Source organism: Streptosporangium sp. NPDC048886, assembly GCF_055586905.1.
In genome coordinates, this window is the sequence record NZ_JBVJHH010000007.1 from 33,702 (window position 1) to 47,624 (window position 13,923).

The 13,923-nt window shown below is 71.8% G+C and carries 13 protein-coding genes; 9 read left to right on the forward strand and 4 right to left on the reverse strand.

What is annotated here, in order from left to right:
- Window positions 1-126 precede the first annotated feature (126 nt).
- Entirely contained in the window at window positions 127-1,650 is a 1,524-nt protein-coding gene (locus ACZ6R6_RS10225) for an FAD-dependent monooxygenase (RefSeq protein ID WP_470091956.1), read from the forward strand.
- 251 nt (window positions 1,651-1,901) lie between these two features.
- On the opposite strand, the gene ACZ6R6_RS10230 is transcribed toward ACZ6R6_RS10225, so the two are convergent.
- Entirely contained in the window at window positions 1,902-2,627 is a 726-nt protein-coding gene (locus ACZ6R6_RS10230) for a TetR/AcrR family transcriptional regulator (RefSeq protein ID WP_470091958.1), read from the reverse strand.
- Window positions 2,628-2,755: 128 nt separating this feature from the next.
- Here ACZ6R6_RS10230 and ACZ6R6_RS10235 point away from each other — a divergent pair, with 128 nt between their 5' ends.
- Entirely contained in the window at window positions 2,756-3,793 is a 1,038-nt protein-coding gene (locus ACZ6R6_RS10235) for an amidohydrolase family protein (protein WP_470091960.1), read from the forward strand.
- 86 nt (window positions 3,794-3,879) lie between these two features.
- On the opposite strand, the gene ACZ6R6_RS10240 is transcribed toward ACZ6R6_RS10235, so the two are convergent.
- Window positions 3,880-4,794 (reverse strand): alpha/beta fold hydrolase, encoded by a 915-nt coding sequence (locus ACZ6R6_RS10240; RefSeq protein ID WP_470091962.1) that lies wholly within the window; start codon window positions 4,792-4,794, stop codon window positions 3,880-3,882.
- A gap of 398 nt (window positions 4,795-5,192) precedes the next feature.
- Here ACZ6R6_RS10240 and ACZ6R6_RS10245 point away from each other — a divergent pair, with 398 nt between their 5' ends.
- From ACZ6R6_RS10245 to ACZ6R6_RS10255, 3 genes are read left to right on the forward strand one after another with little or no spacing between them, the layout of a single operon-like run.
- A complete protein-coding gene (locus ACZ6R6_RS10245; RefSeq protein WP_470091964.1) occupies window positions 5,193-6,014 on the forward strand; it encodes a lysostaphin resistance A-like protein in 822 nt (273 codons plus the stop codon).
- Window positions 6,011-7,165: a sensor histidine kinase gene (locus ACZ6R6_RS10250; RefSeq protein ID WP_470091966.1), complete on the forward strand. Its 1,155-nt coding sequence runs from the start codon at window positions 6,011-6,013 to the stop codon at window positions 7,163-7,165. The genes ACZ6R6_RS10245 and ACZ6R6_RS10250 overlap by 4 nt, the downstream gene beginning before the upstream one ends.
- The gene (locus ACZ6R6_RS10255; protein WP_470091968.1) at window positions 7,162-7,821 is read left to right on the forward strand and encodes a response regulator; all 660 of its coding nucleotides are present in this window, start codon (window positions 7,162-7,164) and stop codon (window positions 7,819-7,821) included. Before ACZ6R6_RS10250 ends, ACZ6R6_RS10255 begins: the two co-directional genes overlap by 4 nt.
- Window positions 7,822-7,894: 73 nt before the next feature.
- Here ACZ6R6_RS10255 and ACZ6R6_RS10260 read toward each other — a convergent pair whose 3' ends face one another.
- Window positions 7,895-8,347 carry a MarR family winged helix-turn-helix transcriptional regulator gene (locus tag ACZ6R6_RS10260; RefSeq protein WP_470091970.1) on the reverse strand — a complete coding sequence of 151 codons (453 nt, stop codon included), beginning with the start codon at window positions 8,345-8,347 and terminating at the stop codon, window positions 7,895-7,897.
- Window positions 8,348-8,558: 211 nt separating this feature from the next.
- Between ACZ6R6_RS10260 and ACZ6R6_RS10265 the strand changes: the two genes are divergently transcribed.
- The 4 genes from ACZ6R6_RS10265 to ACZ6R6_RS10280 all read left to right on the forward strand — a co-directional run bounded on the left by ACZ6R6_RS10265 (window position 8,559) and on the right by ACZ6R6_RS10280 (window position 13,591).
- Window positions 8,559-9,485 (forward strand): quinone oxidoreductase family protein, encoded by a 927-nt coding sequence (locus ACZ6R6_RS10265; RefSeq protein ID WP_470091972.1) that lies wholly within the window; start codon window positions 8,559-8,561, stop codon window positions 9,483-9,485.
- A 23-nt stretch (window positions 9,486-9,508) separates the two neighbouring features.
- Entirely contained in the window at window positions 9,509-10,729 is a 1,221-nt protein-coding gene (locus ACZ6R6_RS10270) for an FAD-dependent monooxygenase (protein ID WP_470091974.1), read from the forward strand.
- 291 nt (window positions 10,730-11,020) lie between these two features.
- Window positions 11,021-11,929: a 5'-3' exonuclease gene (locus tag ACZ6R6_RS10275; protein WP_470091976.1), complete on the forward strand. Its 909-nt coding sequence runs from the start codon at window positions 11,021-11,023 to the stop codon at window positions 11,927-11,929.
- 234 nt (window positions 11,930-12,163) lie between these two features.
- The gene (locus ACZ6R6_RS10280; RefSeq protein WP_470091978.1) at window positions 12,164-13,591 is read left to right on the forward strand and encodes an RNB domain-containing ribonuclease; all 1,428 of its coding nucleotides are present in this window, start codon (window positions 12,164-12,166) and stop codon (window positions 13,589-13,591) included.
- A gap of 144 nt (window positions 13,592-13,735) precedes the next feature.
- Here ACZ6R6_RS10280 and ACZ6R6_RS10285 read toward each other — a convergent pair whose 3' ends face one another.
- The gene (locus ACZ6R6_RS10285) at window positions 13,736-13,903 is read right to left on the reverse strand and encodes a hypothetical protein (protein ID WP_470091980.1); all 168 of its coding nucleotides are present in this window, start codon (window positions 13,901-13,903) and stop codon (window positions 13,736-13,738) included.
- Between the last annotated feature and the right edge of the window lie 20 nt (window positions 13,904-13,923).

The window sequence follows — 13,923 nt, forward strand, 5'->3', positions numbered from 1 at the left end:
GCCATGCCTGACATTCTGGCAGGTTTGGAGCATCGCTCCAATCTGGAGTAGCGTTCCATTCTTGGAGTGATGCTCCATAAGCTGCCTGGGGTCTCACCGGGCGGTCCTGATCGAAGGAGGCTCGACGTGTATGACGTGGTGGTCGTGGGTGCCGGCCCGGTGGGCCTGTTCCTTGCCGGTGAGCTCGCGCTGGCGGACTGCTCGGTCCTGGTGCTGGAGCGGGACCAGGAGCAGAACTCGCCGTGGAAGGCGCTCCCGCTGGGGATGCGGGGCCTGAACGCCGGATCGGTCGAGACGTTCTACCGCCGCGGGATGCTGGAAGAGCTGCTGAAAGCCTCAGGCGCCGACGGGGAGCAGATCGGCGCGGACCCCGACGCGCACGAGCCGCCGGCTCCTCGTGACGTGAGCCACTTCACGGGCATGCGGCTCGACCCGGCCAACATCGACGCCGCCGCCCTCCCGTTCCGGCTGCCCGGCCCGGCGATGGAGGGCATCATGACCAGCCTCGACGCGGTCGGGACCGTACTGGCCGAGCGCACGGCCAGGCTCGGCGTGCAGATCCTGCGGGGCGTTCCCGTCGAGGCCGTGACCCAGGACGGCGACACCGTCGTCACACGAGCCGGCGGACGCGACTACCAGGCGCGCTGGCTCGTGGGATGCGACGGCGGACGCAGCACGGTGCGCGAACTGGCGGGCTTTGACTTCGTCGGCACCGAACCGCTGTTCACCGGCTACGCCGCCCGCGTCACCTTCGCCGATCCGCAGAAGCTGAATCCGGGCTTCAACCTGACGCCGACCGGCATGTACCTGCGGACGCCCTTCGAGGGACACCTGGGCATGATGGACTTCGACGGCGGCGCCTTCGACCGTTCGCAGCCGCTGACTCGCGAGCACCTCCAGACGGTCCTGCGCCGGGTCTCCGGCACCGACGCGACACTCACCGAGGTCCATCTCGCCTCCAGCTTCACCGACCGCGCGATGCAGACCACGACCTACCGGAACGGCCGCATCCTGCTCGCCGGCGACGCCGCCCACATCCACTCCCCGCTCGGCGGCCAGGGACTCAACCTCGGCATCGGCGACGCCATGAACCTCGGCTGGAAACTCGCCGCCACCATCCACGGCACCGCACCAGACGGCCTGCTCGACACCTACACCGCCGAACGCCACCCCGCCGGCGCCGCGATCCTCGACTGGTCACGCGCCCAGGTCGCGACCATGAACCCCGGCCCCAACGCCCCGGCCCTGCGACGGCTGGTCCACGACCTGCTCGACACCCGCGACGGGACCACCTACGTGTTCCGCAGCACCGCAGGACTGTCCCACCGCTACGACCTGGGCAGCGACCAGCCACTCGTCGGCCGGACCGCCCCGGACTTCCGTCTCGCCGACGGCACCCGCCTCGGCGACCTGCTGCGAGAAGGACACGGCGTCGCGCTCGACTTCACCACCGGCCGGCGCCTGCACGACGCGGCGATGAGCTGGAAAGGCCGGATCCGCTACGCGGCCGGGCCGGCGAGCAACGACCTCGGATTCGGCGCCCTGCTGATCCGACCTGACGGCATCGTCGTCTGGACCGACGACCGCGCCCCCGACCACGAGGCGTTCCGGCACGCCGCGACCCACTGGTTCGGCGACTCGAGACCCTGACAGGACACCTCGAAGCCAACCAGCACGCGGCGGGCGAACCAGTCCCAAGCGCCCCGGACTGGGGCCACCCCGACAGCGGCGTCCACAGGGGAGCCGCCACCTGCGCCACCTCGGCGGGGCCGGATGGGACCTGGCCCGCGCCTGGCTAGCCGCCGCCGGCGTCACCGATCTGCTCATCGAGCGCGTCGACACCCTGCCCCTCGACCGTATCGTCGACCTGATCGCCGCTGCCCGTCCGCTCGCAGGGGCGGCTATGCGGACAGTCGATCCAGCCATTCCGTCAGTAGTCGCCGTTCAGCGTGGCTGAGAACGTTCTGGTCGGGCAGTGCGGCGCGCAGGGCGCGGGCGGCGCCGGCCGGGCCCTGTTCCTGCACGGCCGGTTCCTGGGCGGTGACGGCGGTGATCATCGCTTCGCGCAGCGCGAGGAGGAGGGCGGGGTCGCGCTGGGGCTCGGGCAGGGACATCCAGGTCAGGACGGCGCCGCGTGCGGTGGCGTGGATGATCTGGGCCGCGAGCTCCTCCTCGACGCGCAGCAGACCCGCGACGGCCAGGCGGCGGATGCGCTCCATGAGGAGTTCGAGGCCGGTCCGGAAAACGGTGGTGGACCTGGCGGGCTCGCCGTACATCAGCGCGTACAGCGCGGGGTTGGCCAGTCCGAACTCGACCGCGATGTCCCAGCCGACGCGTAGTTCCCTGATCGGGTCCTGCGGGTCGGGGTCGATGTGCTTGGCGGCCAGGAACCGGGTGAAGCCGTGTTCGGCCACGGCGTCAAGCAGCCCCTCCTTGTCGCCGAACAGCCGGTACAGGGCCGGTGGTTGCAGTCCAGCGGCGTCGGCGACCGCGCGGGTGGTGACCGCGTCGCGGCCCCCGCGTTCCAGCAGGTCGACCGCGACGTCGACGATCCGGCGGCGGGTCTGCTCGCGCGCTGTGGCGCCGGGCTCCGCGGCAAGCTCTGCGGGGTTCGGGTCAGCCGACATTTATCAATGATAACACCGCCCGAATACCGGAGTTATTATCGTCGTTAACAGCTTCATGTTGACGTCGTTAGTAACGATGATAACGTGATTACTCTTCCATCGGAAACATCAGTGCAAGGAGCGTCACCATGTCCGACCGTCTGCGGATCATCGGAGTGGAAGAGACCGTCGTCGTACCCGCCGTCTACGAGGCGTATCAGCGGGCCGGATCGCCGCAGATCCCCGCCCGCGGCTTCGGTGACAGCCCGATCGCCGAGAACCTGCGCGAGGCCGGTGAGCAGCGGCTGGCCCACATGGACGACCAGGGCATCGACGTCGCCGTGCTGTCCCTGTCGTCACCGGGTGTGCAGGACCTGCCGGAGGCCGACGCGATCACGGTGGCCCGTGCGGCCAACGACCAGCTCGCGGAGATCGTCGCCTCGCGCCCCGACCGTTTCCAGGCGTTCGCCGCGATCCCCACCCAGTCGCCGGCCGCGGCCGCGGCCGAGCTGGAGCGGGCGGTGGGCGAGCTGGGCCTCCCCGGCGCCATGCTGTACGGCCGCACCGGGGACAAACTGGCCGACCACCCCGACAACGACGAGCTGTACGCCACCGCCGAGCGGCTCGGTGTGCCGCTGCACTTCCACCCGCAGACGCCGGTCCAGCCGGTGATCGACGCCTACTACTCCGACATCGGTCCGATCGGCACGCCGCTGGCCGGAGCGGCGATCGGCTGGTACTACGACCTGGGCGTGCAGTACCTGCGGATGATCTTCTCGGGTGTCTTCGACCGGTTCCCCGACCTGCAGGTGATCGCTGGGCACTGGGGCGAGGTCGTCATGTTCTACCTCGACCACACCGGATTCTTCGCCCAGGCCGGCGGCCTTCAGCGGCCGCTCGCGGACTACTTCAAGCAGAACTTCTGGGTCGCGGGCAGCGGCACCAACAGCCCCCGCTACCTGCGCTGGACCGCCGAGGTCATGGGCACCGACCGGATGCTGTACTCCACCGACTACCCCTTCACCTACGGCTTCCGCCCCGGCGGCTTCCCCTATGTCGACACCAGCAACGGCGCCGCCCGCTCCTTCCTGGAGGACGCGCCCTTCACCGACGAACAGAAGGCCGACATCGCCCACCGCAACTGGGAACGCCTCACCGCCCGTGCGGCCGAGTGCCCGGCGGCCTGAAACAACCGACCGGCTGAAGCGCCACCGCCCGCGAGCACTTTCTCGCCAGAGGGAGCGGCCGCTGATCCTGGACCTGGCCGGGCCGGTCACTCACCATGCGCTTGACGAGCGGCCTGCGCGGTGACGCGTTCGATGGCCTGGACGGCGACCTCGGGCTGGTCGACGTAGATGTAGTGCTCGCTTTTGGTGGCCGTGCTCAGCTTGCTGAGGCCGGACAGCGCGAGCCACTTGTGCTGGCCCGCCGACCACGCCTTCTCCAGGCGCGACCCGTACTCGGGGACGGCCTCGAGGTACGGCTTCCCGTGCCGGATCACCTCCACCGGGATCTGCCCGGCGGAGCGGACCCTGCCGTCGGTGATGACGAGCTTCTCCGGGTTCTGGCCTTGGAAGATCGCGAGGTTCTGTGCGCGCAACTCGGCCGCCGGGCCCTTGGCGGACTCGGGGATCGACTCCGCGATGTCAGCCAGCATCGTGGGCGGTGTGGCGTCCATCAGGACCAGCCCCTTGACCCGGTCCTGGTGGTCGGGGGCGTACCTGGCGGCGATCAGCCCGCCCAGCGAGTGCCCGGCCAGGACGACCGGGTCGTCACCGGCGACCCGCTCGAGCACCCCGGTCAGGGTCTTCCCGGTGCCGGAGAAGTCCTGAGGGCCTTGCGGCTGGTCGCTCGCGCCCGCGCCGAGCCGGTCGTAGGAGCAGACCCGGTGCTTCACGCTCAGCGTCTTCTGGAGGGCGGCCATCTTGTCCAGCCCATCGCCTCCCCCGTGCATCAGGACGATGACGGGCCCGCCTCTCTCAGGGGCGCCCGAACAGGACACGTTCACCGACCGGCCCGCGACATCGATCTTCTCGGTCCCGGAGATCGGGGCGGTATCGGTTGTCCGCGTGGCGGGGGCGAAGGGGTCCCAGTTCTCCACCGCGTCGCCGTCGCAGCCGGTGGCCCCCGCACCGAGCACGGTGCAGCACAGTGCGGCCACGACGGATGACTTGATCTTGCGGAGCATGAGGGGTCCTCCAGTGAGGGAGTCGGCGCCGGGGGTGATGCGCACGGCGGTGTGGCGGGAAAGCGGACGGAGCGTCCGTGGCTGTGTCGTAACGCTACGGATCCGGCGGTCCGGGATCGTCCCCGCACGGTGGACATTCGCCGGTAGCTCGCGCGGGGGACAAGTGCGCTCTGCCGGGGAGGGCCGCGACCGCCGCGCTCCGTGCGGCCCGGACGCCGCCGGAGACGTACGCCGTCCGCGGCGGCGTCGTACGACGAATCGCATGTGCGCCTGTCCCCCGTACGAGCTACCGGCGAATGTCCACCGTGCGGGGACGATTCCGGACCGCCGGATCCCTAGCGTTTCCCGGCGTAGCGGCGGCGTCCCGTCGCGGAGTCCCCTCACATATGGGAGTCGTCATGCGGTTGTTGAAACAGCTCGTGCCCGTCGCGGCGGTCGCCTTCGCCGGCGGCACGATCGTGGGCGCGGTGCAGGGGAACCCGCTTCTCACCCTGCTCCTCGGCGTCGCGACGGCCGTGCTCGCCGTAGTCGTGTACGCCCGCGTGGTGCGGTGGTCCGAGCGCCGCGCACCGGTGGAGGTGGCGGCGCAAGGCGCCGCCCGCGCCGTCGCCCGAGGGACGCTGATCGGGGTCACGCTGTTCGTGGCCGTCATCGTGAACATCGCTCTCGTGGGCGGCTACCGGATCGACGGCCAGGGCTCGCCGGCGGGCGCGCTCGGGCTGCTCGGCTTCATGGCCGCCGCCGCGGTGACGGAGGAGCTGCTCTTTCGCGGCATCCTGTTCAGGATCGTCGAGGAACGTACGGGGACGTGGCTCGCGCTGACGCTGACCGGTCTGCTGTTCGGCCTGTCGCACCTGTTCAACCCGCACGCCGACCTGTGGGGCGCGATCGCCGTCGCGATCGAGGCGGGCGGCATGCTCGCCGCCGCCTACGCCGCCACCCGCACCCTGTGGGTGCCGATCGGCGTGCACTTCGGCTGGAACTTCGCGGCGGCCGGCATCTTCGGCGCCGAGGTCTCGGGCAACGGCGCGACGCAGGGGCTGCTGCACGGCGTGACGTCGGGCCCCGCCCTGCTCACGGGCGGCGAGTTCGGGCCGGAGGCGAGCCCGTACGCGGTGGTGTTCGGAATGCTGTCGACGGTCGCGTTCATGTGGCTGGCCCGCCGGCGCGGCAACGTGGTCCCGCTCCGGCGCGGCACGACCGCTACGCTCGCCCAGTGATCGATCTACGGCGGGCCACGGACCTGTGGCGGCGGTGCGACGTCGTGGTCCGGGATCTACCGTTCGGGCTGCTGCTGGCCGTCGCATCGCTCCTGCCGGCGCTCCACGGCAAGGGGACGCAGGTCGGCGACTTGCCGGCCCGCCCCTTCGACGCACTGGCGTTCGTGGTGATCGCCCTGGAGTGCCTTCCGCTCGCCGTGCGCCGGCGGTGGCCGACCGTGTGTCTGGCTCTGGTGTCGCTCGGCTTCGTCCTCGACCAGCTCCGCGCCTACCACGTGTTCGCGAGCAACGCGATGCCCATCGCGCTCATCAGCGCAGGCGCCCATCTGGAGCGCCACCGGCGCGTCACCGTGCTTGTCCTCTCCATGGCGTACGTGCCGCTGGCGCTCGCGCTCGGCCGGCTCGGCGCGACCGAGAGGGTGGAAGGCTACGTGGTGTTCTACCTGGCCCTGGCCCTCGCGTGGGGCATCGGGGCCTGGCTGCGCTCCACCCGCGCCGCCGAGGCGGAACGCCGCCGCCACGTCGCCGAGGCCACCCGCGCCGCCGAACGCACCCGGATCGCCCGCGAGCTCCACGACGTCGTGACGCACCACGTGACGGCGATGGTCGTGCAGGCCGAGGCCGCACGCTACCTGACCGCCGCCCCCGACCGCCTGGAGGCGACACTGAGCGCCGTCACCGACACCGGCCGACGGGCCATCACCGACCTGCGGCACATGCTCGACCTGCTCAAAGCCGATCACGACGCCGACGTCAGCCTGCCCTCCGCCGGCGAGCTCCACACCCTCGTGGAGCAGACCCGCCAGGCCGGGCAGCCGGTGGAGTTCACCGAGGAGGGCAGTCCCGCGGAATCGGCCGGCAGCGCCGAGTTCGTGACCTACAGGGTCGTCCAGGAGGCCCTGACGAACGCCCTCAAATACGCCCACGGCAGCCCGACCGTGGTCCGGGTGCGCTACGGCGAGAAGGGGATCAGCGTGGAGGTCAGTACCGACGGCCCCGGCTCCAGGGCCGCCTCTCCCGGCGGGAGCGGGCGGGGCCTGGCCGGGCTCCGTGAGCGGGTGGACGCCCTGGGCGGCGAGTTCAGCGCCGACCGGCGGGCGGGTGGCGGCTTCGTGGTACGGGCCCGCATCCCCGCGGGGAGCCCGTCGTGAGCGCGCCGATCCGGGTCCTGGTCTGCGACGACCAGGCGCTGATCCGTACCGGCTTCGCGACGATCATCGACGCGCAGCCGGACATGGAGGTGGTGGGCGAGTGCGGCGACGGTCGCACTGCGGTCGACCTCGCCCGCCGGCTGAGCCCCGACATCGTGGTGATGGACGTGCGGATGCCGGTGCTCGACGGCATCGAGGCCACCCGCCTGCTGGCCGGCGCCGGGGTGCAGCATCCGGTCAAGGTGCTCGTGGTGACGACGTTCAACCTGGACGAGTACGTCTACGAGGCGCTGCGGGCCGGCGCGAGCGGGTTCCTGCTCAAGGACGCCCCACCGGCGCAGCTCCTGCACGGCATCCGCACCGTCGCGGCGGGCGCCGCGCTGCTGGCCCCCGAGGTGACGCGGCAGCTCGTCGGCAGGTACGCGTCCCGGATCCGCCCCACCCAGGCCACGCCGGACGGGTCCACGCTGACCCCGCGCGAACTGGAGGTGCTGCGCCTGATCGCCGACGGCCTGTCCAACAGCGAGATCGCCGCGACGCTGGTGATCAGCCAGGAGACCGTCAAGACGTACGTGTCGCGCATCCTCACCAAGCTCGACCTGCGTGACCGTGTGCAGGCGGTGGTCTACGCCTACCGCAGGGGCCTGGTGACCTGAGACACACCGCCCGGAAACCCCGATGGGGCGGACGCCGCAGACGGCAGGAACTGTCCGTGGCCCCGTTCGACCATCAGCGCGCGGCCGTCGGCCCCGGTACGGCGTGTGTACGCGACGCGCGGGCCGAGACGACGTCGAGCAGGTTGACGAGCCGATCGAGCTGTTCCGGGTCCAGGCGGCCGGTCGCGGGCGCCAGGGCGCGCCGGATGTCGTCCTCCACACGTTTGGCGAGTTCGAGCCCGGCCGGGGTCATGTACACCTCGACGACCCGGCCGTCATCGGAATTCTTGCCCCGCGTCAGCAGCCCCCGGCGCTGGGCGCGGTCGATGAGGCCGGACAACGTGGACTTGTCCAGGCCGAGGTAGGCGGCCAGTTCGGTGACGCGGGCGCGGCGGTCGCGGAGGATGCCGAGCACCCGTAGCTGGGTGAGCGACAGATCGTGCTCACCGCCGATGCGGGTCAGCACGCCTGCCACCTCGAAGGTGGTCCGGACGAGGGCGTCCACGACATCGTCGGCGGCGGTCATGCCGTCATGCTAGTCCGGCATGGTTGGCGATGCCATCCATGTCGGAACGAGGAAGGCCGGCACCGCCGCCGCCCGGGGACGCCTCGCGACCCGATCCCGCGCCGGCTGATCGACGGATATGGCATCGATCACGCCGCATCCGTTGACATGGTTTGTATTCCCAACCATTATGGAGGTAGTTGGTAAAACAAACCATCTTCAGGAGGTCACCATGCGCGCTGCCGTCATCCCGGCGTCCGATGCCCCGCCGGTCTATCGCGACCACCCCGACCCCACGCCACACCACGGCGACGGGCTGGTCGTTGAGGTCCTCGCGGCCGGCCTGCACCATCTGACCAGGGCAAAGGCGAACGGCTCGCACTACTCCGGCAACGGCGTGTACCCGCTCGTCCCCGGCGTCGACGGCGTCGTACGCGACAAGGAGGGCAACGTCCGCTACGCGGCCCTGGACGACACGGCTCTGGGGACGTTCGCCGACCGTACCCTCATCGACCCTCGCCGCAGCGTCATCCTGCCCGACGGCATCGACCCCGTGCAGATCGCCGCCGCGATGAACCCCGCCATGTCGTCCTGGGTCGCGCTGCGCCGACGCGTCGACTTCCACGCCGGTCAGCGCGTCCTCGTCCTCGGCGCCACCGGCGACGCCGGACGGATGGCGGTCCAGATCGCCAAGCTGTTCGGCGCCGCCCAGGTCATCGCCGCCGGCCGCGACGCCACCCGCCTGGGGGCGCTGACCGCGCTCGGCGCCGACGAGACGATCACCTTCGACCGGATCGGCCACGCAGCCGACGTCGACGTGGTCATCGACTACGTGTGGGGTGAACCCGCCGCCGGCGCCATGATCCCGATGCTCACCGCCCGCGCCGACCGCACCGCCCCGCTGACCTGGATCCAGATCGGATCCGTCGCCGGCCAGGCCGCGCCGATCCCCTCCGCGGCACTGCGCTCCGCCCGCCTGCAGATCGTCGGCAGCGGCATCGGCTCGGTCCCCGCCCGCGACTTCCTCGCCGAACTGCCGGAGCTGGCCTCGGCGGTGACCGCGGGCGAGATCGACGTACGGGCCCGCGCCGTACCCCTCGCCCAGGTAGCGCAGGCGTGGACCGCCGAGACCGACGACCGCATCGTCTTCGTCCCCTAGCCGCCCCACCCGAGGAGTGAGCCATGACTTCGTTGAGCAGCAGCGGGAAACGGGCCCTGGTCGTGGGTCTCGGCGTCAGCGGCATCGCCACGGCGATCGGCCTTCGGCGCATCGGCTGGGATCCGGTGATCGTGGAGAGAGCGCCGGCCCGTCGATCGGGCGGCTACTTCGTCGTGTTGTTCGGCGCCGGCCAGGCCGCCGCGCGGCGACTCGGCATTCTCGACGCCATCCCCGATCGGTCGCCGCCCGGCGGCATCACCTACACGGTGAATCGCGCCGGCGTCCGCAGACCCGGGCTGGGGTTCGGGGATCTGCCGGTCTCACCTCGCATGATGCTGCGCGGCGACGTGGAACGCGCCGCCTTCGCCGCGCTCCCGCACGACGTGGAGATCCGCTACGCGACGACCCCCACCCGCATCGAGCAGCACGCCTCCGGCGTCGAGGTGACGCTCCAACACGACGGCGGATCCGTGACCGAGCGATTCGACCTCGTCGTGGGCGCCGACGGGCTGCGGTCCACGGTCCGGCGCCTCGTCTTCGGCCCGCACGACAGGTATCTGCACCGGCTCGGCTACATGATCGCGGCGACGCTGCTGCCGGGCCCGGTCGGCGGGCTCTGTTTGCACGAGGGGGCGAGTCTCCTCGAGCCCGGCCGGGCCATGTGGGTCTTTCCGTTCGCCGACCACCCGCCCACCGTGCTCTTCTCATACCGCACCGACGACGTCGGCGCCGAGTTCGCCGACCGGCCCGCCGAACGGGTCCGCGCCGCGTACGGACCTCGGCCCACGGGCCGGCTGCTCGGCGAGGCGCTCGACGCGCTCGACACCGCCGACGAGTTCTTGTTCGACTCGGTGGAGCAACCCCGCATGGACGCCTGGTCGCGCGGACGGGTCGTGCTGGTCGGCGACTCCGCCTGGAGCCCCAGCCTGTACGCCGCCATGGGAATTTCCGCCGGGCTCGCCGGAGCCGACCTGCTCGCCAGCATGCTGCACCGCCACCCCGGCGACATCCGCGGCGCGCTGCGGGCCTGGGAGGCACAACTCCGCCCGCACATGACGTACTACCAGGCCAACGGTGTCGAGCAGCGGTATTTCGTCACCCCCGGCAACCAGCGGCAGATCGCCCTCCGGCCGGTCATGGCGCGCAGCCTCCGGCTCCCGGTGATCGGCAACGCCTTGCGCTCCCTGCGAAGCAGCAGCAAGTCCATCCGGGAACGAGAACTGGACATCGCCCACGCCGGCTGACCACCATCCGGTCCGCACGCACTCAGACGGTGATGCCCGCCCGGACAGCGTTCGCGAGTTTGCGCCCGTAGCCATGGGTAGCGACGACCTGGCGGTCGAGGGCTGGGACACGCAGATCGACCTGAACGTCAAGGGCGTCATGTACACCATCGAGGCGTCCGTGCGTGATCCGGAGTCCGCGGCCGCGTCCGGCGGCCACCGGACGGATCCGGCCGGCTCAGCGCGCATGGTTGGACAGCGCTTGGCCAAACAGTGTTCGGTTGACAGGCGGTGCTTGGTTAAATGGTCGCCATGCCCGGTCTGATGCTCCTCGACACCCCTTCCCTCTACTTCCGCGCCTTCTACGGGGTGCCCGAGTCGATGACCGCCCCCGACGGGATGCCGGTCAACGCGGTCCGCGGCGTGATCGACATGATCGCCATGCTGGTCCGCCAGCACTCCCCCGGCGAGCTGGCCGCCTGCATGGACGCGGACTGGCGCCCGGCCTTCCGGGTGGCGGCGATCCCGACCTACAAGGCGCACCGGGTCGCCTCCGGCGACGTCGAGGAGGTCCCCGACACGCTCTCCCCGCAGGTGCCGGTGATCGAGCAGGTGCTCGACGCGGTGGGCATCGCCCGGGTCGGCGTCCCCGGCTACGAGGCCGACGACGTGATGGGCACGCTCGCCGTACGGGCCAAGGGGCAGGTGGACATCGTCACCGGCGACCGGGACATGTTCCAGCTGGTGGACGACGACCAGCCCATCCGCGTCCTCTACACGGCGAGGGGGGTCAAGAACCTCGAACCCGTCGACGAGGCCGCCGTCACCGCCAGATACGGCGTCCCCGGCCGCTCCTACGCCGACTTCGCCACCCTGCGCGGCGACCCCAGTGACGGCCTGCCGGGCGTGCCCGGGGTCGGCGACAAGACCGCGGCCACGCTGATCACCCGGTTCGGCTCGCTGACGGCCCTCCTCAGAGCCGTGGACGAGGGCGGCGACCTGACGGCGGGCCAGCGGGCCAAGTTGAGCGCGGCCCGCGACTACCTCCGGGCCGCCCCCGCGGTGGTCCAGGTCGTCCGTGACGTCCCGGTCCCGGACCTGGATCTCGCCCTCCCCGCCCAGCCGCGCGACCCGCAGGCGCTGGCGGCCCTGACCGAGCGCTACGGCCTGGGCGGTCCCCTGGGCCGCCTGTCGCAGGCCCTGTCACAGGCCGCGGGCTAGACCCCGCCCGCGGCTCCCCGGCACAGGAGACGGGCCGGCCCGCTTGCCCGGCCGGATCCGGGGAAGGCGTAGTACTTTCGAGTACACGCGCGGAGGAGGCCGGCATGGACAGCTCGACCGCGTCCGAGCGCGGCCGCCGGTCCGGCGGTCCGCTCACGGTGTCGCGCCCGCCTTCCCTCCGCCCGAGGGGCATCCGGCGAGGTCGGCGTGGCAGAGAACGGTAGGTTGATCCCCGTGCCGCACAAGAGCATCCGGATGCCCGGAGAGTCCCATCCGCGACTCGATGATGGTTTTGACCGGATCCGCCGGGAGCTGAAGCTCCCGGAGGGGTTCCCCCGTGCCGTGACCGAAGAGGCCGAGTGGGTCGCCGAGGTGCCCGCGCTGCCCGAGCTCGACCGGACCGATCTGCCGTTCATCACCGTCGACCCGCCCGGCTCCATGGATCTGGACCAGGCCCTGCACCTGGAGGAACGCCCCGGCGGCTACCGCGTCTGGTACGCCATCGCCGACGTCGCGGCGTTCGTACGGCCCGGCGGGGCGATCGACACCGAGGCCCGCAGCCGCGGCGAGACCGTCTACATGCCCGACGTCCGGGTGCCGCTGCACCCGGCGATCCTTTCCGAGGGCGCCGCCAGCCTGCTCCCCGGGGTGACCAGACCGGCCGTGCTGTGGTGCGTCGACCTGGACGCCGACGGCCGGATCGTGGGCGCCGACGTGACCCGGGCGCTGGTACGCAGCCGGGAGCGGCTCGACTACGACTACGTGCAGGCGGCGGTGGACACCGGCACCGCCGACGGCACGCTGCGGCTGCTGGCCGAGATCGGCAGGCTCCGACTCGCGCTGGAGCGGGCCAGGGGCGGGGTCACCCTGCCCACGCCCGAGCAGGAGGTCGTCCCCGACGGGGACGGTTACCGGGTGGAACTGCGTGCCTCGCTCGACGCCGAGGCCTGGAACGCGCAGATCTCCCTGCTGACCGGCATGGCCGCCGCCTCGATGATGCTGGACGCCGAGATCGGCCTGCTGCGGGTGCTGCCGCCCGCCCCCGCCGAGAAGGTCGCCCAGGTCCGCCGGGTGGCCGCCGCGCTCGGTGTGCCGTGGCCGGAGGGTGCCGCCTACGGCGACGTCGTGCACGGGCTGGACCCGAAGATCCCTGAGCAGGCCGCCTTCCTGGAGGAGTCCACGGTGCTGCTGCGTGGGGCCGGATACGTCGCCTTCAACGGCGAGCCGCCCGCCCAGGCCGAGCACGCCGCGGTGGCGGCGCCGTACGCGCACGTGACGGCGCCGCTGCGCCGCCTCATCGACCGCTACGCCGGCGAGATCTGCCTGTCGATCGCGGCGGGCGAGCCGGTGCCCGAGGAGATCCAGCAGGCCATGGACGACCTGCCCGGCATCATGCACACGACCGGGCGGCGGGCGAGCGCGGTCGAGCGGGCGTGCGTGGACCTGGTGGAGGCGTTCGTGCTGCGCGACCGGGTGGGCCAGGCCTTCGACGCGGTGGTGATCGACGTGGACGACGGCCACGCCCAGGGGCAGGTGCAGATCAGCGACCCGGCGGTGGTGGCCCGCTGCGACGGCGAGGGGCTCGTGCTCGGCGAGGCCGTCCAGGTGCGGCTGACGCGCGCCGACCCGGCCACCCGGGAGGTCCGCTTCAGCCTGGCCTGACGGCGCGGACACCGGCGGGCGCCTCACGGCGGCCCGGCCCGGGGCCCGGCCTGCGAGCCCGGCGGCGACGAGGGTCCGGCGACGGGGACGGCGAGAGGCCGCACCCGGGGGGCTCGGGCGCGGCCTCGGTCGGGGACGGACGGCTTACTTCTTCAGGCTCCAGGCGGCACCGACGCCCGCCAGGTGCAGCGCCAGGGCGATCAGCCCCGCCAGGGCGAGCGTGGTGACGGTCACGATGCTGCCGACGGCCACGCCGGCGAGCTGGAAGATCAGAGCGAGTACGAACAGCAGTGCGGCGGCGAGGGCTAACATTCCTACCTCCCTGGGCATTG